General features: G+C 70.9%; 18 protein-coding genes. 11 read left to right on the forward strand and 7 right to left on the reverse strand.

What is annotated here, in order from left to right:
* Positions 1 to 98 precede the first annotated feature (98 nt).
* The 4 genes from ACIOHP_RS44295 to ACIOHP_RS44310 all read right to left on the reverse strand — a co-directional run bounded on the left by ACIOHP_RS44295 (position 99) and on the right by ACIOHP_RS44310 (position 5,316).
* Positions 99 to 983 (reverse strand): NAD(P)-dependent oxidoreductase, encoded by an 885-nt coding sequence (locus tag ACIOHP_RS44295; protein ID WP_401896634.1) that lies wholly within the window; start codon positions 981 to 983, stop codon positions 99 to 101.
* 4 nt (positions 984 to 987) lie between these two features.
* A complete protein-coding gene (locus ACIOHP_RS44300; protein WP_401896636.1) occupies positions 988 to 1,707 on the reverse strand; it encodes a response regulator in 720 nt (239 codons plus the stop codon).
* The gene (locus ACIOHP_RS44305) at positions 1,704 to 2,915 is read right to left on the reverse strand and encodes a sensor histidine kinase (protein WP_401896639.1); all 1,212 of its coding nucleotides are present in this window, start codon (positions 2,913 to 2,915) and stop codon (positions 1,704 to 1,706) included. The genes ACIOHP_RS44300 and ACIOHP_RS44305 overlap by 4 nt, the downstream gene beginning before the upstream one ends.
* A gap of 106 nt (positions 2,916 to 3,021) precedes the next feature.
* A complete protein-coding gene (locus ACIOHP_RS44310; protein WP_401896640.1) occupies positions 3,022 to 5,316 on the reverse strand; it encodes an MMPL family transporter in 2,295 nt (764 codons plus the stop codon).
* Between the two features lie 229 nt (positions 5,317 to 5,545).
* On the opposite strand from ACIOHP_RS44310, the gene ACIOHP_RS44315 reads away from it, so the two are divergent.
* The 5 genes from ACIOHP_RS44315 (at position 5,546) to ACIOHP_RS44335 (ending at position 10,929) form a co-directional block, all read left to right on the forward strand.
* Positions 5,546 to 6,607 carry a LacI family DNA-binding transcriptional regulator gene (locus ACIOHP_RS44315; protein WP_401896642.1) on the forward strand — a complete coding sequence of 354 codons (1,062 nt, stop codon included), beginning with the start codon at positions 5,546 to 5,548 and terminating at the stop codon, positions 6,605 to 6,607.
* Between the two features lie 134 nt (positions 6,608 to 6,741).
* Complete coding sequence (locus ACIOHP_RS44320) at positions 6,742 to 7,947, forward strand: SGNH/GDSL hydrolase family protein (protein ID WP_401896645.1); 1,206 nt, start codon at positions 6,742 to 6,744, stop codon at positions 7,945 to 7,947.
* A gap of 88 nt (positions 7,948 to 8,035) precedes the next feature.
* Positions 8,036 to 8,869, forward strand: a complete 834-nt coding sequence (locus tag ACIOHP_RS44325) for an alpha/beta fold hydrolase (protein WP_401896647.1) — start codon at positions 8,036 to 8,038, stop codon at positions 8,867 to 8,869.
* Positions 8,870 to 9,074: 205 nt separating this feature from the next.
* A complete protein-coding gene (locus ACIOHP_RS44330; protein WP_401896794.1) occupies positions 9,075 to 9,971 on the forward strand; it encodes a S1 family peptidase in 897 nt (298 codons plus the stop codon).
* A 319-nt stretch (positions 9,972 to 10,290) separates the two neighbouring features.
* On the forward strand, positions 10,291 to 10,929 hold the full coding sequence (locus ACIOHP_RS44335; RefSeq protein ID WP_401896649.1) for a restriction endonuclease: 639 nt from the start codon (positions 10,291 to 10,293) through the stop codon (positions 10,927 to 10,929).
* Positions 10,930 to 10,967: 38 nt separating this feature from the next.
* Here the strand turns inward: ACIOHP_RS44335 and ACIOHP_RS44340 are convergent, their stop codons facing one another.
* On the reverse strand, positions 10,968 to 11,390 hold the full coding sequence (locus ACIOHP_RS44340; protein WP_401896650.1) for a secondary thiamine-phosphate synthase enzyme YjbQ: 423 nt from the start codon (positions 11,388 to 11,390) through the stop codon (positions 10,968 to 10,970).
* Between the two features lie 122 nt (positions 11,391 to 11,512).
* On the opposite strand from ACIOHP_RS44340, the gene ACIOHP_RS44345 reads away from it, so the two are divergent.
* The 5 genes from ACIOHP_RS44345 to ACIOHP_RS44365 all read left to right on the forward strand — a co-directional run bounded on the left by ACIOHP_RS44345 (position 11,513) and on the right by ACIOHP_RS44365 (position 15,551).
* On the forward strand, positions 11,513 to 11,596 hold the full coding sequence (locus ACIOHP_RS44345) for a putative leader peptide (RefSeq protein WP_349817350.1): 84 nt from the start codon (positions 11,513 to 11,515) through the stop codon (positions 11,594 to 11,596).
* Between the two features lie 155 nt (positions 11,597 to 11,751).
* Complete coding sequence (locus ACIOHP_RS44350) at positions 11,752 to 12,627, forward strand: ABC transporter permease (RefSeq protein WP_401896652.1); 876 nt, start codon at positions 11,752 to 11,754, stop codon at positions 12,625 to 12,627.
* Entirely contained in the window at positions 12,600 to 13,373 is a 774-nt protein-coding gene (locus ACIOHP_RS44355; protein WP_361549581.1) for an ABC transporter ATP-binding protein, read from the forward strand. The genes ACIOHP_RS44350 and ACIOHP_RS44355 overlap by 28 nt, the downstream gene beginning before the upstream one ends.
* Positions 13,374 to 13,414: 41 nt before the next feature.
* Positions 13,415 to 14,437, forward strand: coding sequence for an ABC transporter substrate-binding protein (locus tag ACIOHP_RS44360; RefSeq protein ID WP_401896654.1), 1,023 nt, complete (start codon positions 13,415 to 13,417; stop codon positions 14,435 to 14,437).
* Between the two features lie 46 nt (positions 14,438 to 14,483).
* Complete coding sequence (locus ACIOHP_RS44365) at positions 14,484 to 15,551, forward strand: NAD(P)-binding domain-containing protein (protein WP_401896657.1); 1,068 nt, start codon at positions 14,484 to 14,486, stop codon at positions 15,549 to 15,551.
* Positions 15,552 to 15,563: 12 nt separating this feature from the next.
* Here the strand turns inward: ACIOHP_RS44365 and mltG are convergent, their stop codons facing one another.
* Both mltG and ACIOHP_RS44375 read right to left on the reverse strand, forming a co-directional pair.
* Positions 15,564 to 16,421: an endolytic transglycosylase MltG gene (gene mltG / locus ACIOHP_RS44370; protein ID WP_361549575.1), complete on the reverse strand. Its 858-nt coding sequence runs from the start codon at positions 16,419 to 16,421 to the stop codon at positions 15,564 to 15,566.
* Positions 16,422 to 16,464: 43 nt separating this feature from the next.
* On the reverse strand, positions 16,465 to 18,267 hold the full coding sequence (locus ACIOHP_RS44375) for an ABC transporter ATP-binding protein (RefSeq protein WP_401896659.1): 1,803 nt from the start codon (positions 18,265 to 18,267) through the stop codon (positions 16,465 to 16,467).
* A 94-nt stretch (positions 18,268 to 18,361) separates the two neighbouring features.
* On the opposite strand from ACIOHP_RS44375, the gene ACIOHP_RS44380 reads away from it, so the two are divergent.
* Positions 18,362 to 18,820: a MarR family winged helix-turn-helix transcriptional regulator gene (locus tag ACIOHP_RS44380; RefSeq protein WP_401896660.1), complete on the forward strand. Its 459-nt coding sequence runs from the start codon at positions 18,362 to 18,364 to the stop codon at positions 18,818 to 18,820.
* Positions 18,821 to 18,830 lie beyond the last annotated feature (10 nt).

The raw sequence follows: 18,830 nt of genomic DNA on the forward strand, positions 1-18,830 counted from the left end.
CCGAACAGACACGTCATCACTCACGACAGCCACACTGCCAGACCCACCAGACACCGACCCGACCACCTTGACCAAAGACATAGGGGCACCCCCCCGCATCAGGCCTTCTCGTCGAAGCTGGCGAAGTACGCGGCGGCCATGTCCTCGTCCCCGTGGCCCTGCGCGGCGGCCCGCTCCAGGCGCTCCGCGCTCGCGGCGGCCACGTCGAGCCGGACGCCGCCTCGTTCGCCGGCCTCGACGATCAGCCGGGCGTCCTTGGCGGCGGTCGACACGGCGAACTGGGGCGGGGACAGCTTGTCGTCGAGGATCAGCGCGGACTTGGCGCGCAGGTAGCCCATGTCCAGCGGGCCGCCGGCGATGGCGTCGAAGAAGTTCTGCGGGTCGACGTCGAGCGCCTTCGACAGGGCCAGGACCTCGCCCATCGCGTTGGTGGTCGCGATGACCCAGCTGTTGGCGACCAGCTTCAGCCGGGTGGCGCTGCCTTCGGCGCCGTCCTCGCCGGTCCACACCGTGCGGGCGCCGACGGCGTCGAGGACGGGCATCACCTTGTGCCGTCCGTCCACCGGCCCCGCGGCGAGGACGAGGAGCTGTCCGGCCTCCGCGGGCTGGCGGGTGCCGAGCACGGGGGCGTCGTAGAAGACGAGGTCCTGCTCGCGGGCGAAGGCGGCCAGGTCGGCGACGCCCTCGATACCGGCGGTGGTGGACTGCACCCAGGCGGTGCCGGGGCGCAGCGCGGCGGCGGCCTGCCGCATGACGTCGAGGGCGGCGGAACCGTCGTAGAGCATGGTCAGGACGACGTCCGCGCCCTCGACGGCCTCGGCGGGGGTGCCGGCGACGGCGATGCCGTCGGCGGCGAGCGGTTCGGCCTTGGCGCGGCTTCGGTTCCAGGCGCGGACGGTGTGTCCGGCGCGGGCGAGGTTGCGGGCCATCGCGGCACCCATGATTCCGGTGCCGAGGACGCTCACGGTGAGCTTGTCGGTCATGACGTCATCTTCCCTTGGGGGTGGGGACCCGAGCATGCCCGCCGGGCCCCGAGGGGGAGGCAGGTCGTACGAGCCCGGTCTGGTACGCGATCACCACGAGTTGCGCACGATCGCGGGCGCCCAGCTTCGTCAGGGCGCGCTGGATGTGGCTGCGGACGGTCAGGACGCTGAGGACGAGTTCCTCGGCGATCTGGTCGTTGGACCTGCCTCGGGCGGCGAGGCAGGTGACCTCGCGTTCGCGGGGGGTGAGGTCGTTGAGGCGCTCCGGGGGTGCGAGGAGGGCGCCGGGGGCCGGGGCGGTGAGGAAGCGGGTGATGAGGGCGCGGGTGGCGCCGGGCGAGAGGAGGGCTTCGCCCGCGGCCACCGTGCGGATGCCCGCCAGGAGGGCGTCGGTGGTGACGTACTTGCCGAGGAAACCGCTGGCGCCGACGCGCAGCGCCTTGGCGACGTACTCGTCGGTCTCGAACATCGTCAGCACCAGCACCCGGGTGCCGGCGAGTTCGGGGTCCTCGCAGATCGTGGCGGTGGCGGCGAGGCCGTCCGTGCCGGGCATGCGGATGTCCATCAGGACGATGTCGGGGCGGTGGGCGCGGGCGAGGTCCACCGCCTCCTGGCCGTTGGCGGCCTCGCCGACCACCTCCATGTCCTCGCAGGAGTCGATCAGCAGCCGGAACGTGCCGCGCAGCAGGGCCTGGTCGTCGGCGAGCAGGACACGGATGGTCACAGGATTGCCTCGTTCTCGTCCGGGGCGAGGGGGTGCAGCGGCAGCGCGGTGGCGACCTCGAAGCCGCCCCCGGGGCGAGGGCCGGCGTGCAGATCGCCTCCGATGGAGTGCGCGCGTTCACGCATGCCCATCAGACCGTAACCTCCGCCCGGGACCGACGACGTGGTGGCCGCGTCGTTGGTGACCGAGATCAGCACACGGGAGTCCGAGTACGTCAGCCGCACGCTCGCCCCCGTCCCCGCGCCGTGCTTGGTTACGTTGGTGAGGGCCTCCTGGATGATCCGGTACGCCGTCAGGTCCACACCCGGTGACAGCGGCCGGGGCTCGCCCTCGGTGACGACGGTGACCTCGACGCCGGCGCTCTCGCAGGTCGCGATCAGCTCGGGGAGGCGGTCCAGGCCGGGGGCTGGCTCCAGGGAGTCGTCGCCGAGGTCGTCGCCGATCTGGCGCAACACCCCTACCGTGGCACGGAGTTCGAGGAGCGCGGAGGAGGTGGTGGCGGTCAGCTCGTCGAGCAGTTTCATCGCCTGTTCGGGGTGGGTGGGGGCGAGGTGGCGGGCGGTTCCGGCCTGTGCGTTGGCGACGGCCATGTGGTGGGCGACGACGTCGTGGAGTTCGCGGGCGATCCGTAGCCGCTCCTCGGCGACCCGCAGCCGGGCCTCCTCCTCACGGGTGCGCTCGGCGTACGCGGCACGTGCCTGCACCGACTCCGTGTGGGCACGGCGCAGCCGGTCCCGGCTGCCGCCGACCAGGGGCAGCATCAGCCACAGCACGGGGCCGAGCGTGCGCAGCAGGATCATCCCCGTCTCATAAGTGTCCATGTCGAACACGGCGGTGGCGACCACCACGGCAATGGTCAGGGCCCCCCACACCCGCGTGGTCCTGGTGTCGGTGCCGGCGGCCAGCCGGAACAGGGCGATCATCAGGGGGGCGAGGATCAGGGGTGTCACCAGGTAGCCCAGCGCCACGGTGATCACTGTCGCGACGGTGGCGACGACGAGTGCGCTGCGCGGGTAGGTGCGGGCCCTCAGCTGGGCGAGGCAGGAGACGGCCGCGAGGGCTTCGGCGGGCCAGTCCTCGCGCGGCTGGCTGACGCCGGGGATGGCGATGGACGCGCCGAGGGTCACGGTGCCGAGCAGCCCCAGGACCAGGATGACGTCCGTGGCGGTGTATCGGCGCCCTGTGCGGCGGTCCGGGCTGGTGGTCATCTGTCTCTCCGGGTGAAGGGCCTGAGCCCCATGGTGGACGACGTACGGCGTGCGGGCCGCCCGCGGCCTTCGCCACGGGCGGCCCCGGGAGGGACGGTGGCCCCGGTCAGACGCGCGCCTCGACAGGCTCGGCATCGGGGTCGGAGTCCCGGTCGGCCGTGTCGGCGGCCGGGCGCCGGGTGAGGGCCTCGCCCTCCACGTCGACCCGGGGCAGCCGCCGGTCCAGCCACTTCGGCAGCCACCAGGCCCGGTCGCCCAGCAGGGCGAGGACGGCGGGCACGATCGCCATGCGGACGACGAAGGCGTCGAGAAGCACGGCGGTGGCCATGCCGAAACCGATCATCTTGATCATGGAGTCGCTCTCGCCGATGAAGCCCGCGAAGACGGCGATCATGATGAGCGCGGCGGCCACGACGACCCGGGCGCTGTGCCGGAACCCCGAGACGATCGCCCGGTCGGCCGGTTCGCCATGGACGTACGCCTCCCGCATCCGCGAGACGAGGAAGACCTCGTAGTCCATCGCCAGCCCGAACACGATGCCCACCAGGAAGATCGGCATCAGGCTCATGATCGGACCCGTCTGTTCCACCCCGAACACACCTGCCCCGTGGCCCTGTTGGAAGACCAGGACGACCGCACCCAGGGCCGCGAGGACCGAGAGCAGGAAGCCGAGCGCCGCCTTGAGGGGGACGAGCAGGGACCGGAAGACCGCCAGCAGGAGGACGACGGCCAGACCGACGACGGTGATCAGATACGGCACCAGCGCGGCCTGTACCTTCGTCGCGATGTCGATGTTCAGCGCGGTGGTGCCGGTGACCTCGAAGGACGCGCCGGTCGCCGACTCGATCCGCGGGCGTTCGCCCCGAATGGTCTTCACGAGGGTCTTGGTCTTCTCGTCGGTCGGGCTGGTGGCCGGTGTCGCGGTGAACACGGCCGTGTCCCCGGCCTCGTTGAAGCGGGGCGTGGCGACCGAGACGACACCCTTCGTGTCGCTGATGTCCTGGTGGACCGCGTCCACCGCCGCCTTGGCGTCGTCGGTGCCCTCGGCGTCGACAACGATGGTGAGCGGCCCGTTGAAGCCGGGGCCGAAGCCCTCCGCGAGTGCGTCGTAGGCGCGACGCTCGGTGGTGGAGGTGGACTTGGCCTCGTCGCCGGGCATGCCGAGCTGCAACTGGGTCATCGGGATGGCGAGGGCACCGAGGCCCACGACGCCCAGCAGCAGGACGGGGATCGGGCGGCGCAGCACGAACCGGGCCCAGCGGGTTCCGCGGTTGTCGGACTCGTGCCGCTCCGACGGCTTCCTGGAGCGGAGCGGACGGAACCGGAGCATCCGGAACCGGAGTAGGCGGGGCAGGGACGGGCGGCCGTCCCGTCCCTGCCCGCGCACCGCGCCCGACAGCACGGCGTTCGGCCAGAAGCCGACGAGCGCGGGCACGACGGTCAGGGCGATGAGCACGGCGACGATCACGGCACCGGCGGCGGTCAGGCCCATCTTGGTCAGCATCGGAATGCCGACGACCGTCAGACCGGCCAGGGCGATGACGACGGTCAGGCCCGCGAAGACGACCGCCGAACCGGCCGTGCCGACCGCGAGACCGGCCGCTTCCTCGGGTGTGTGTCCCTCGCCGCGTTCCTCGCGGTAGCGGGACACGACGAACAGGGCGTAGTCGATGCCGACCGCGAGGCCCAGCATCATCGCCAGGGTGCCGGTGCTCGTGGACAGCCCGAACGCGTCGGCCGTCATGGTGATGGTGAACATGCTGACGCCGACGCCGAGGATCGCCGTCAGCAGTGGCAGTCCGGCGGCGGCCGACGAGCCGAAGGTGATCAGCAGGACGAGGGCGGCCACCGCGATGCCGATGATCTCGGCGACCCCGCCGGGACCACCCCCGCTGTCCATGGCGCTGCCGCCCGTCTCCACGGTCAGACCGCTCTCCCGGGCCTGGTCGACGGCCTTCTCCACCGCCGTCCGGCTGGCGTCGGTGACCTCGGACGACTTCACCTTGTAGGTGACGGTGGCGTACGCGGTCGAACCGTCTTGGCTGACCGCCTTCGCCTCGAAGGGATCGACGACGCCGGCCACCTGCGAGCCGTCACCGAGGGTGGTCACCGCCTCCTCGATCGCCTGTCTGGTGGCGGTCGCGGTGACCTTCCGCCCGTCGGGGGCGACGAACACCACCCGGGCGGTGGCGCCGTCGGCGGCGGCTCCGGGGAAGCGCTCCTGCATCAGGTCGTACGCCTTCTGCGACTCGATGCCCGGCATCGAGAACTCCTCGTCGGAGGCCCCCGGCGCCTGGAGGGCGCCCAGTCCTACGGCGGTCAGCACCGCCAGCCATATCAGGGCGACGTAACCGCGCCGCCGGAAGGCCAGACGGCCCAGTCGATACAGAAAATCAGCCACGTCAGGGAACTCCGCATCTGCTCTCGTTTACCCGATCAGGCTGTCCTGGCGGACCCCCTCCCGTCGTCGTGCGGCTACTGGCACTCCCGACCACCGCATCCGCAGGACCTTCTACTGAAACCGCAGTACTGTCCGGGCCGCGGGATCCTGCGCCGGTACGACGTCCCCGTAGCCCGGCAGTGGCGTCTGGCATCATTGCGGCTCGATCGTGTGGTCATCGGGAGACACCATGAAGCGAGGCACAGGACGGAGCAGCAGCTCCGCGGCGCCGAACAGCGTGGATGTGGCGCGTCTCGCCGGGGTCTCCCAGAAGACGGTGTCGAGAGTCTTCAACGAAGAGCCCTACGTCTCCGCCGAGGCACGCAGACGCGTCCTCGAAGCCGCGGAACAGCTCGGTTACCGGCGCAACAACGCCGCCCGGGCACTGGCGTCGGGACGGACGCGCTCGATCGGTGTGATCACGCTGGGCACCGCCCTGTACGGGCCCGCGTCCCTCCTCATGGGCGTCGAACGGGTCGTCCGGGACACGGGGTACGCGCTGCGCGTGGTCAACACGATGGAGGGCGACCCGGCCGGGCTCGCCGGTGCCGTGGACTCGCTTCTCGACCAGGGCGTGGACGGCATCGTCGTCTCCGAGCCGATCGACGAGCCAGGCGGCGAAGCCGGACCCCTCCGCGTCGGCGTCCCGGTCCTGGTGATCGGCGCTCCGCCGCCGCCTCTCGACTCCCCGGCGGTGCTGGCCGCGGGCGGGGGTGCCGATCTGATGGCCCGGGCCGCCACCGAACACCTGCTGGGGCTGGGTCATGTGACGGTCCATCATCTGGCGGGCCCGCAGCGGTGGTTCGCCGCCCGGGACCGGCTGGAAGGGTGGCGGACCACACTGGCCTCGCACGGGAGGGACGTGCCCTCCGTCGTCGAGGGCGACTGGTCGGCCGCGTCCGGGTATGCGGCGGGCCGCGCGTTCGCTCAGGACCCCGAGGTCACCGCTGTGTTCGCCGCCAACGACGACATGGCGATCGGGCTGGTCCGCGCACTGACGGAGGCCGGGCGGCACGTGCCCGGCGACGTCAGCGTGGTGGGCTTCGACGACATTCCGGTCGCCGCCTACGTCACTCCGCCCCTGACCACGGTGCGGCAGCCGTTCGACGCCGTGGCACAGGAGGGGCTCAAGCGTCTGGTGCACGCCATCGAGAACCCGGACGCCGGCCCCCTGCCGGCGAGCGCCCCGCCGGTCGACCTCGTCGTCCGCGCCTCGACGGCTCCCCCGCGCCCGGCCGTCACCGGTCGGTGAGGATTCGCGATTGTCCGCGGCTTCTCGGGGAACACGGTGGCCGATGAGGTCGCCGAGGTCACCGCGCCGCCCGGCGAGGACGCTCCGTCCGAGGTGACCCGGCGGATCGAGGACCACGACCGAAAGGCCCAGCTGTGCAATCCGTCCTCGGTCTCGCGCTCGAGTGTGTCGTCGGCGCCCTCGGGAAGACCGCCGGCCCGTCCGGAGTGACCCTGCACCGGTCACCGGATGCGGGGCGTGCCCAACTGGCCGACGAAGCGTTCGAGTTCAACAGTGCCGTGCCTTCAGGTGTCCGGTTCGACCTGCTCACCGACGCCACCGACATCGAGCTCGATGTCCGGCTGACCGTGGTCCTGCCGCCGGGAATGCCGGCCGACGGCACTGTCTTCGACCTGGTGGTCGACGGCGAACTGCGCGAACCGGTCGTGGCCACGCGACAGTCCCTGGTCTTCCTCGACCCCGTCTCCGGGGACCAGGAGACCCGGCCGGCCGAACCCGCCACCGTCCGCTTCCCCGTCGGCCCCGATTCCCGTGAGCGCCATGTCGAGATCTGGCTCCCTGTCGCCTCGACGCTCGAACTGCTCGACGTACGCGTGCCGGACGGGGCGTCGGTGCGTGCGGCTCCCGCGAGCGGTCCGCTGTGGGTGCATCACGGCAGCTCGATCAGCCAGTGCGCGGAGGCGGACCGGCCGACCGGCACCTGGCCGGCGATCGTCGCCCGCTCCGCGGGTCTGTCCCTGCTCAACCTCGCCCTGGGCGGGCAGTGCCATCTCGACCCCTTCATGGCCCGCGCCATCCGGGACCTGCCCGCGGACACGATCAGTCTCGAACTCGGCATCAACGTCCTGAACGCCGACAGCATGCGGGAGCGCGCCTTCGTCCCGGCCTTCCACGGCTTCCTCGACACCATCCGCGACGGGCACCCGGACACCCCGATCCTGATCATCACCCCCATCGTCTGCCCGGCCGCCGAAAACCGGCCCGGCCCCACCCTCGTGGGCCCCGACCTGCGCGTGCGCACCGTGGACCGCCCCGTCGAACTCTCCCTGGGGGCGCTCACCCTCACCCGCGTCCGCGAGCTGCTCGCACAGCACGTCGAACAGCGCCGCAAGGACGGCGACGACCGACTCCGGCTCATCGACGGAACGGCATTGTTCGGGCCCGAGGACATCGCCGACCTTCCGGACGGCCTGCATCCGAACGCGGCCGGCTATGCCCGCATGGCCGAGCGCTTTCTGCCCTTGTCGTTCGGCGAGCCCCTTCCCGCCGTCCGGCGACGCCCCGGTGGTCGCAGCGGCCCCTCTCCGGCAGCGGAGACCGCCCGACCGGCCTCGGCGTGAGTCCGTGCCGTCGCTCGGCCCCCTCCGCCTTGACATCCCGGCCCTGCGCCAGAAGGCTGACCGACCAGTCGGTATGAAGGAGTCGGCCGTGGCCGAGCTGAGCATCCCCACCCCCGCGGGCGCGTTCGACGCCACCGTGGCGGGCCCACCGGACGGCCGTCCGGTACTGCTCCTGCACGGATTCCCGCAGACGAGGCCGGCGTGGCGGCACCAGATCGCGACACTGGCCGCGCACGGCTACCGCGTGGTCGCGCCCGACCAGCGCGGATACTCCCCCGGGGTCCGCCCCGAGCGGCCCGAGGACTACCGCGTCGACATCCTGGTCGACGACGTCGTCGCGATCACGGAGCGACTGGGCTGGACGACGTTCGACCTGGTCGGCCACGACTGGGGAGGCGCGGTGGCCTGGTGGACCGCCGACACCCATCCCGCCCGCGTACGCACGCTGACGGTCGTCTCGACCCCGCATCCCGGCGCCCTCGCCCACGCCCTGCGCACCGACGACGACCAGCGTGCACGGTCGCGCTACATGATCGACTGGCGCGAGACTCCCGCCACCGAGAACGAGATGCTGGCCCACGACGCCGAGAAGCTGCGCGCCTTCTACGCCGGAAAGGTCCCGCGGGCCAGTGCCGAGGCCTACGTACGGCATCTGTCCCGACCGGGCGCCCTCACGGCGGCGCTGAACTGGTACCGGGCCGGCCGCCCCGAACGCGCCATCGGCGTCGTCGACGTACCCACGCTGTACGTCTGGAGCACGGCGGACCTCGCGTTCGGACCGGTGGCCGCGCGGGAGACCGCGCAGTGGGTCAAGGGACCGTACCGGTTCGAGACCCTGCGAGGTGTCAGCCACTGGATCCCGGAGGAGGCACCCGAGTCGCTGAACCGTCTGCTGCTCGAACACCTCCGGGCCGACGGCTGACCCGCCGGTTCCAGGTCGGCCGACGACCGCCTACCCCCGCCGGGCGCGGCCGGGCACACTGAGGCCGCGTCCCGCCACAAAAGCGCCCTGGGCACTCGCCCACCGCATCACGGCGCCGGAGCACCACGCACGGAAGTACGGCACGCCCGACGACCGTTCGGGCCTGCCGCGAACCCGGCCTACCGACCTCGGGGAGACTTCGGTGATCAGAGCACGCCGTACCACCACCGGACGTCCACGGCTGATCGCCTCGGCGCTGAGCCTGCTCGTCGTGACCGCGCTCGCGGTGTCCGACGCCGGCGCGGCCACAGAGCCCACGACCGGCGCCGCGCCCTCGGCCACCTCGGTGTCCGACGCAGCCTCGGCCGTCGGTTCCCTGGGCATCGCGGGGACGAGCTGGGCCGTCGACGAGCGCACCGGGACGTTGCGGGTGCTCGCCGACTCCACGGTCACGGAGACCGGCCTGGCACAACTGCGGCGCACCACCGGGCGTTTCCCCGGAGCCGTGAGCGTCGAACGGCTCGACGGCCCGCTCCGCACCCTCCTCTCGGGCGGCGACGGCATCTACACGTCCGCCTGGCGCTGTTCGGCCGGGGTCAACGTGCAGAGCGGATCCACCTACTACTTCGTCACCGCGGGCCACTGCACCGACGGCGCGACCACCTGGTACACCAGCTCCGCCCAGACCACGACGATCGGCTCCACCACCGCCACCAGCTTCCCCGGCAACGACTTCGGTGTCGTCCGGTACTCCAACCCGGCCGTACCGCACCCCGGCACCATCGGATCCGTGGACATCACCGGAACCGCGACCGCCTATGTCGGCCAGGCCGTCTGCCGTCGGGGAGCGACCACCGGCGTCCGCTGCGGCAGGGTCACCGCGCTCAACGCGACCGTCAACTACGCGAGCGGATACATCGTCTACGGCCTGATCCAGACCAACATCTGCGCCGAACCCGGCGACAGCGGCGGCCCGCTCTACGCCGGCGACAAGGTCATCGGCATCCTCTCCGGCGGCTCCGGCAACTGCACCTCGGGAGGGACCACGTTCTACCAGCCCATCCAGGAAGCGCTGAGCGCCTACGGACTGTCGGTCTACTGACCGCGACGCGGTCGGCGCCGAACTGGGGCGCTCCCGCTCGCGTGCAAGGGGGTTCACAGTCAGTGGCCTCGGTTTTCCTGACTGGTTCGAGAACTGCTGGACGAAGGCTCGGGTGGTGACGCCGGAGTGTCGCGTGGTGCACGCGGCGCGCTTCCCGTGCCGTGAGCCGATCGGGCCATGGCTGACTCGCGCCCTTCTCGCACGGCTCTGAACTGCCCAGACTGCCCATCAGGAATGGCAGGGGGAGGCTGGGATGGCTGCTCGGCGCGGACGGGGCACAACTGCTCGTAGGAGGCGGAAGGCTCGGCTGAAGTCGGCCGTGATCGGCGGCGGTGTGCTGCTTGCCTTCCTCGTGGCGTACTGGTCGGCCGTGTGGCCGTATGTCACGGCGGCCCTGCTCCTCGGCGGCATCGGGACGATCAGCTGGTGGCTGTGGCGCACGGACCGGAGTGTGCGTGCACGGGACCATCGTTGGCGACAGGACGAGGAGGTGAGGGCCGGCCGCCGGACCCTCGCCGAGGTGGATGCCATGACGGGCACGGAGTTCGAGGAGCTGGTAGCGAGCTTGTGCCGCCGCGACGGGTGCACGGAGGTCCGGCGGGTGGGCGGTTCGCACGACAACGGTGCTGACGTCCTGGGGCGTCTCCCGGACGGCCGGACCATGGTGGTCCAGTGCAAGCGGTACGCACCGAGCAGCACCATCGCGAGTCGGGAGTTGCGCGATCTGCTGGGAGCCAGGGTGCACTTCCGGGCGGATGTGGCCGTGTTCGTGACGACTACGCGATTCAGTCGTCCCTCGGAGAGGTTCGCGGTGGAGCACGGAATCCTCGCCGTGCACCGGGATCACCTCGGATTGTGGAACAACGGTGCTTCCCTCTTGTCGTTGAGCGGCGTGAGCGGCCGTGGACAGGGAGATTCCCGCCACCGGGCGCGCTGGAAGCAGGCGTACGGCAACTGACGGACAGGGCAGCCTCAGGCGACCTCGCGATCAGGGCCTCACCCAAGGAAGGACAAACGGACCTTCCTGTCCGGGTTGTCCCGGTTCGTATCCACCAGGCACACCGACTGCCACGTCCCCAGCTCCAGCCGCCCGTCCACCACCGGCAGTGTCGCGTGCGGTGGCACGAACGCGGGGAGGACATGGTCGCGGCCGTGGCCGGGGCTGCCGTGGCGGTGCTGCCAGCGGTCGTCGGAGGGGAGGAGGGTGTGCAGGGCGGCGAGGAGGTCGTTGTCGCTGCCGGCGCCCGTCTCGATGATCGCGATGCCCGCGGTGGCATGCGGGACGAAGATGTTGAGGAGGCCGTCGCGACCGTCGGCCGCCTCCCGCAGGAACGTCTCGCAGTCGGCGGTCAGGTCGACGACCCGCTCCGTCGAACCGGAAGTGATGTTCAGAACCCGGGTGGTGAACGCATCTGACATACACCCATCCTCGCCCATTCGCCCGGTGTCGCGAGCGACCGGCCGCCCGACGGTTGATACGGCCGGTCCACTCCGCGAGACACCATTGACCATGGCCACGCCATCTGGCTACTTTCGGCGGCATGTTGCGTTCAGCTCTGCTCACCACGCGCGGTCACATCGACCTGCTGCGGGTGGCCTCCGCCGCGTGTCGCCGCGGCTGCTGACGCCCTTCTTCACACCCCCTCGCGCCTGCGCTCCCCTCTGCCCGCACGTCTGATCCGCGCGCACCCCCTCACCTCGGTGCACGCCTGAGACGACGGCGCACGGTCGCGGCCCCCAACGCCCCCTCATCGGCCGCTCTCCCCTCCGTGGAGCACTCATGAGCATCAGCCATGCCCCGCCACACCCCCACGAACCCGATATTTCGGTCAAGTCCGAGTCGGGCGCCCCTCTCGACCTCGAACCCATCGTCCCCATCTCCTCCCGGCGCACCCGCGTCCCCCGCTGGCTGCGCCGCACCACCGGCCCGGTCCTCCTGCTGGTGCTCTGGCAACTCCTCAGCGCCACAGGTGTGCTGGCCGCCGACGTACTCGCCTCACCGGGCCGGATCGCGCAGGTCGGGAGCGATCTGATCTCCGACGGCTCGCTGGCCTCCGCCATGACCACCTCGCTCCAGCGCGTCGCCGCCGGTCTGCTCCTCGGCACCCTCGTCGGCACCGGACTCGCCCTCGTCTCGGGCCTGTTCCGGATCGGCGAGGACCTCGTGGACGCCCCTGTCCAGATGCTGCGGACCGTGCCGTTCGTCGGTCTCATCCCGTTGTTCATCATCTGGTTCGGCATCGGCGAGGCGCCCAAGGTCGCGATCATCACGCTCGGCGTGACGTTCCCGCTCTATCTCAATGTCTACGCCGGGATCCGCGGTGTCGACGCCCAGTTGATCGAGGCGGGCGAGTCCCTCGGCCTCTCGCGATGGGGGCTGGTGCGGCACGTCGTCCTGCCGGGAGCGCTGCCCGGCGCCCTGACCGGTCTGCGCTACTCCCTCGGCATCGCCTGGCTGGCGCTGGTCTTCGCCGAGCAGGTCAACGCGGACTCCGGGATCGGATTCCTCATGGTCCAGGCACGGGACTTCCTGCGGACCGACGTGATCGTGGTCTGCCTGATCGTCTACGCCTTCCTCGGCCTGCTCGCCGACTTCATCGTCCGCTCCCTCGAAAGGCTGCTGCTGCAATGGCGACCGACGTTCACCGGCCGGTGACCACCAAGGGGCCGGACACGCCCCCGGCTCCCCGCACCCCGCACGCGGTCCGTGTCGAGGGGCTGACCCGCTCCTTCGACGGCCGCGCCGTCATCGACGACCTCGAACTCGACGTCCGGCCGGGCGAGTTCGTGGCGCTCCTCGGCCGCAGCGGCTGCGGCAAGTCCACCCTGCTGCGCATCCTCGCCGGTCTCGACCGGGACATCGAGGGCACCGTCCTGGTGCCGCGCCGCAAGGCCGTCGCCTTCCAGGCACCCCGGCTGATGCCGTGGAAGAAGGTGTGGCGCAACGTCCTGCTCGGTCTGCCGGGCAAGCCCGCACGCACCGTCGCCGACAAGGCCCTGGACGAGGTCGGACTGAGCCACCGCTCGGACGCCTGGCCCAAGACCCTCTCCGGCGGCGAGGCCCAACGCGCCTCGCTGGCCAGGGCGTTGGTGCGGGAGCCCGATCTCCTGCTGCTCGACGAGCCGTTCGGCGCGCTCGACGCACTCACCCGTATCAAGGCCCAGCGTCTGGTGGGCGAGTTGTGGCAGCGCCGCGGCTGCGCCGTGCTGCTCGTCACGCACGACGTCGAGGAGGCCGTCCTGCTCGCCGACCGTGTCCTGGTGATGGACGACGGGGTCATCGCCCACGAGCAGCGGATCGACCTCGACCGCCCGCGCGACATCACCGACCCCCGCTTCGCGGAACTGCGCGCCGGCCTCCTGGAACGCCTGGGCGTCGACACCGCCGCCGAAGCCGCCTGAAACCCCTCACGACCACAGCGACACCACAGAACGGAACCCCCATGCGACGACGTCTCGCCCCCGCCGCACTGCTCCTCCCCCTCGCCCTCCTGCTCACCGCCTGCGGCGGCGACGCGACCGCCGGTACGGGGACCGACACCGACGGCCAGGGCTCCCTCACGCTCGACGTCGGTGACCAGAAGGGTGGTTCGGAGGCGATCCTGCGTGCCGCGGGCGAACTCAAGAACCTCGACTACAAGATCAAGTGGTCGACGTTCACCTCCGGCCCTCCCCTGCTGGAGGCCGTCAACGCCAAGGCCGTCGACATCGGCGGCGTCGGCAACACCCCGCCGGTGTTCGCCGCCGGAGCCGGCTCCAGGATCAAGGTCGTGGCCGCCTTCCACGGCACGTCCAAGGGTGACGCCATCCTCGTACCGAACGACTCGAAGCTGACGAAGGCCGAGCAGCTCAAGGGCAGGTCGGTCGCCGTGGCTCAGGGTTCCTCCGCCAACTACCAGTTGGTCGCCTCCCTCAAGGAGGCCGGTCTGAGTCTGAGCGACGTCAAGGTCAAGTACCTCCAGCCGGCCGACGCGCTGGCCGCGTTCACCTCCGGCAAGGTCGACGCGTGGGCGGTCTGGGACCCGTACACCTCCCAGATCCTCCAGGGCAAGCAGGGCCGCGTCCTCACCACCGGCGAGGACATCACCAACGGCCTCACCTTCCAGGTGGCGGCGCCGAGCGCGTTGCAGGACAAGAAGAAGGCCGCCGCGATCAGGGACTACCTGGAGCGGCTGCGCCGGGCGACCGCCTGGGTCCACGACCATCAGGAGGAGTGGGCCGAGGTGTGGGCGAAGGACACCGGCCTGCCGTACGAGGTGGCGCTGGCGTCGGTGAGGCGCACCAATGCCAGCCGGATCTCGGTCGCGGTCGACAAGCCGCTCATCGCCTCCGAGCAGGAGATCGCGGACGCCTTCACCGAGCTGAAGCTGATCCCGAACAAGGTCGACTTCGCGGACTACGTGGACACGCGTTTCAACGCGGATCTGCCGCCGTCCACGACCCCCGCGCGCGGCGAGAAGTCGTAGGCCGACGACGGGGAAGATCTGCGACCTCGGCGCAGTTGGTAGAAGCGTGAACAACATCGAGGTCGTCGTCATAGGCGCTGGTCAGGCCGGTCTGTCCAGCGCCTATCACCTGCGCCGGACCGGTTTCGAGCCGGAGCGGGACTTCGTCGTCCTGGACCACTCCCCCGGCCCGGGCGGCGCCTGGCAGTTCCGGTGGCCCTCGCTGACGTACGGCAAGGTGCACGGGATGCACGCTCTGCCGGGCATGGAGCTCACCGACGCCGATCCCTCGCGCGCGTCCTCCGAGGTGATCGCCGAGTACTTCGACAGCTACGAGCGCACCTTCGACCTGCGGGTGCGACGGCCCGTCGATGTGCACGCGGTGCGGGAGGGCACGGACCGGCGCCTCCTGGTGGAGACCTCGGCCGGGACGTGGGCGACTCGGGCGCTGATCAACGCGACCGGCACCTGGGACCGGCCCTTCTGGCCGCGCTATCCCGGCCAGGAGACGTTCCGGGGGCGGCAGTTGCACACCGCGCAGTACCCGGGGCCCGAGGAGTTCGCGGGTCAGCGGGTCCTCGTGGTGGGCGGGGGCGCGTCGGGCACCCAGCACCTGCTGGAGATCGCCCCGTACGCGGCCTCCACGACGTGGGTCACGCGGCGTCCGCCGGTCTTCCGCGAGGGCCCGTTCACCGAGGAGATCGGCCGGGAGGCCGTCGCGCTCGTCGAGGAACGGGTGCGGCAGGGGCTGCCGCCGAGGAGTGTGGTCTCGGTGACCGGGCTGCCGCTCAACGACGCGATCCGGCAGGGCATCGAGGACGGAGTCCTGGACCGTCAGCCCATGTTCGACCGGATCACTCCGGACGGTGTGGAGTGGAACGACGGGCGGCGTGCGGACGTCGACGTCATCCTGTGGGCGACCGGTTTCCGGGCCGCCGTCGATCATCTGAGTCCGCTGAAACTGCGCGAGCCGGGTGGTGGGATCCGCGTCGAGGGGACGCGCGCGGTCGCCGACCCCCGTATCCACCTCGTCGGTTACGGCCCGTCGGCCAGCACCATCGGCGCCAACAGGGCGGGCCGCGCGGCCGTACGAGACATCAGGCGGCTGCTGGAAGGGGAAACGGTCGCCGCCTGAGGCCCCGCACGGTCACTTCGGCGGCTGCTGCGAAGCGGACGAACCGCCGCTCTTGTGCTGGGCGTTGAACTCGGCCACGTTGCGCAGGTGCTCCTGGTAGTCGGCCGTGAAGCGGGTGTCGCCCGGCTTGACCGTGACGAAGTACAGCCAGTCACCGGGCGTCGGGGTGATCGCCGCGCGTACGGCCTCCTCGCCCGGGTTGTCGATCGGGGTCGGGGGCAGGCCCATGCGCTGGTACGAGTTGTAAGGACTGTCGATCCGCGTGTCCGCCTCGCTCGTCCGGAGCGTGGAGCGGCCCAGCGCGTAGTTGATGGTGGAGTCCATCTGGAGGGGCATCCCGCGCTCGAGGCGGTTGAAGATGACCCGGGCCACCTTGCCCATGTCGGCCTTGGTGGCGGCCTCGGCCTGGACGATGCTCGCGATGGTGACGGCCTGGTAGACGTTCATGGCGTTGCGCTGGGCGCCGGCGGCGATCGGGGCGCCGTTGAACTTCTGGTGGGCCGTGTCGGCCATGAACGTCAGCAGCGCCTCGGGCGTGGTCTTGTCGTTCAGCGGATACGTCGCCGGGAAGAGGTAGCCCTCCGGATTGCCCTCGGCGTCGGTCGGCAGCTTCAGGTTCGCCTTGGCGAGGGCCTTCTTGGTGGTGCCGGCCGGGCGGGCGAGGACCTTGTCGACGGCGTCGTAGATCTGGCTCGCGCGCCAGCCCTCCGGGATCACCAGCGAAGTGGGCTTGGCGTCCTTGTCGCTGTCCAGGCCCAGCAGCGGCACCGCCACGGCGGTGCCGGCCACGACGGCCCCGGTCGCGATGAGGACGAGGCGGCCCCGGCGGGTCAGTCGAATCGAGCTCCGTGACGGAGTGTTCTGGTACATGCGGGCACGGTAACCCCCATATCGTTACTAACCCGGCATATCTTCAGCTTGTCGGTTCCAGTTGAGCATCCCGGCGTACGAGGGCGGCGTACCGTCCGTCCTTCTCCAGCAGTTCCTCGTGCGTGCCGCGCTCGGCCACGCTCCCGGAGTCCAGGACCACGATCTGGTCGGCGCCCCGGACGGTGGACAGCCGGTGCGCGATGGTGAGCGTGGTGCGGTTGGCGGACAGGGCGTCGATGGCGTCCTGCACGGCCGCTTCGGTACGGGTGTCCAGGGCGCTGGTCGCCTCGTCCAGGATCAGGACCGGCGGGTCGCGCAGGATCGTACGGGCGATGGCCAGGCGCTGTTTCTCGCCACCGGAGAAGCGATGGCCGCGCTCGCCGACGACCGTGTCGTAGCCGTCGGGCAGACCGGCGATGTGCTCGTGGATCTGGGCCGCCTTCGCCGCCGCGTGCAGTTCCTCGTCGGTGGCGTCGGGCTTGGCGAAGCGCAGGTTGTCGGCGACGGTGGCGTGGAAGAGGTACGTCTCCTGGGAGACGACGCCGACCGCGCGGGCGAGCGTGTCGAAGTCGAGGTCGCGCACGTCGATCCCGTCGAGGGTGACGCGGCCGCCCGTGACGTCGTACAGCCGCGGGACCAGGTGGCCGAGCGTCGACTTTCCGGCGCCGGTCGGGCCGACGACCGCGAGGCTGCCACCCGCGGGGACGGTGATGTCGATGCCGTCGAGGATGGGGGCGCCCTTGCCGTCGTATCCGAACTCGACGTCCTCGAAGCGGACCTCGCCCTTGATGGTGTCGAGGTGGACCGGACGCTCCCGCTCGGTGATGTCCATCGGCAGGTCGAGGTACTCGAAGATGCGCTGGAAGAGCGCGAGCGAGGCCTGGATCTGGACGCCGGTGCCGAGCAGGCTGACCGCTGGGCGGAACAGGCCCTGCTGGAGCGAGACGAAGGCGACGATCGTGCCGATCGAGACGTCCGGGCCGCCCATCTGGAGCGCGAGGCCCGCGGTCCAGTAGATGACGGCGGGCATCGCGGCCATGACGATCGTGATGACGGCCATGCGCCAGCGGCCGGCCATGCTCGCGCGGACTTCGAGGTCGACCAGGCGCTCGGACTCGTCCGAGAAGGACTGGGTGAGCGAATCGGAGCGGCCCATGGTGCGGCCCAGGAGGATGCCGCTGACCGAGAGGGACTCGGTGACCGTGGCGGCCATCGCGGCCATCTGTTTCTGGCGCTGGGTGGTGATCTTCTTGCGTTCGTTGCCGACGCGGCGGCTGATCCACACGAAGACCGGCAGCAGAAGCAGGGAGACCACGGTCAGGCGCCAGTCGAGGGCGATCATCGCGACGATCGTGGCGACCACGCTCGTGGCGTTGGAGACCAGCGAGGTGGCGGTGGAGGTGACGGTCGCCTGCATGCCGCCGATGTCGTTGGCGATGCGGGACTGGACCTCGCCGGTGCGGGTGCGCGTGAAGAACGCGAGCGACATGCGCTGGAGGCGGTCGTAGACGGCGGTGCGCAGGTCGTGCATGACGCGCTGGCCGACCGTCGTGGAGATCAGGGTCTGCAGGACGCCGAAGACGCTGGTCAGCACGGCGCTGAGGATCATGCCGAGCGCGAGCAGGCTGAGCAGGCCGGTGCGGCCCTCCGGGATCGCGACGTCCAGCGTTTCCTTCAGCATGAAGGGAGTGGCGACCGAGACCAGCGACGCGGCGCCGACCAGGAGGCCGACCACGGCCAGTCGGCTGCGGTAGGGGCGGAACAGCCTCAGGATGCGGCGCACCTGCCGGGGCTGTTCCTCGGAGTCGCCGGGCGACGGCCTGGCGAGTTCGTTGTCGGGGTGCATGGGCTCCTTCGGGAGACTCGTCGTGAGGGACTCACGGACCTTAGCTCATTGTTACCTATACTCACAATGAACATGGTCCTGTTATTGTTCCCGTATGACCACCCCCGATTCCGACGGCCCGCTCGCCGAGCAGCTGCTGCGGTTCACGCGGCGCGTGCACCGCATCCAGAAGCGGCACATCGAGCAGAGCGGCCTGGGTGTCACTCCTGCCCAGTCGCGGTTGCTGCGCACCCTCGCGCACTACGGCTCGCCGCCGCGCATGGCCGATCTGGCGGAGCATCTGGAGGTCGTGCCGCGCGCGGTGACGTCGCTGGTCGATGGTCTCGAGGCGAGCGGCAAGGTGCGACGGGTGCCGGATCCGACGAACCGGCGGGTCATCCGGATCGAGCTCACGGACGACGGGCACAAGGCGCTGCGCGAGCTGCGGGGGGCTCGGAGGTCGGCGGCGGCCGAGATCCTGGCGCCGCTGACAAAGGAGCAGCGCGAGGTGCTGGGCGGGTTGCTGGACACGTTGGTGGACGGGGCCGTGCCCGAGCTGGGCAAACGCTGTTGAGGGCATGAAG

This window comes from Streptomyces sp. NPDC087859 (genome assembly GCF_044742595.1).
Taxonomy (GTDB): Bacteria; Actinomycetota; Actinomycetes; order Streptomycetales; family Streptomycetaceae; genus Streptomyces; species Streptomyces canus_F.

Bases quoted from the DNA above. Each gene is read 5' to 3' on its own strand.
- ACIOHP_RS44295 (WP_401896634.1), bottom strand. From the start codon at position 983: ATGACCGACAAGCTCACCGTGAGCGTCCTCGGCACCGGAATCATGGGT.
- ACIOHP_RS44305 (WP_401896639.1), bottom strand. From the start codon at position 2,915: ATGACCACCAGCCCGGACCGCCGCACAGGGCGCCGATACACCGCCACG.
- ACIOHP_RS44315 (WP_401896642.1), top strand. From the start codon at position 5,546: ATGAAGCGAGGCACAGGACGGAGCAGCAGCTCCGCGGCGCCGAACAGC.
- ACIOHP_RS44340 (WP_401896650.1), bottom strand. From the start codon at position 11,390: ATGTCAGATGCGTTCACCACCCGGGTTCTGAACATCACTTCCGGTTCG.
- ACIOHP_RS44345 (WP_349817350.1), top strand. From the start codon at position 11,513: ATGTTGCGTTCAGCTCTGCTCACCACGCGCGGTCACATCGACCTGCTG.
- ACIOHP_RS44350 (WP_401896652.1), top strand. From the start codon at position 11,752: ATGAGCATCAGCCATGCCCCGCCACACCCCCACGAACCCGATATTTCG.
- ACIOHP_RS44355 (WP_361549581.1), top strand. From the start codon at position 12,600: ATGGCGACCGACGTTCACCGGCCGGTGACCACCAAGGGGCCGGACACG.
- ACIOHP_RS44360 (WP_401896654.1), top strand. From the start codon at position 13,415: ATGCGACGACGTCTCGCCCCCGCCGCACTGCTCCTCCCCCTCGCCCTC.
- mltG (WP_361549575.1), bottom strand. From the start codon at position 16,421: ATGTACCAGAACACTCCGTCACGGAGCTCGATTCGACTGACCCGCCGG.
- ACIOHP_RS44375 (WP_401896659.1), bottom strand. From the start codon at position 18,267: ATGCACCCCGACAACGAACTCGCCAGGCCGTCGCCCGGCGACTCCGAG.
- ACIOHP_RS44380 (WP_401896660.1), top strand. From the start codon at position 18,362: ATGACCACCCCCGATTCCGACGGCCCGCTCGCCGAGCAGCTGCTGCGG.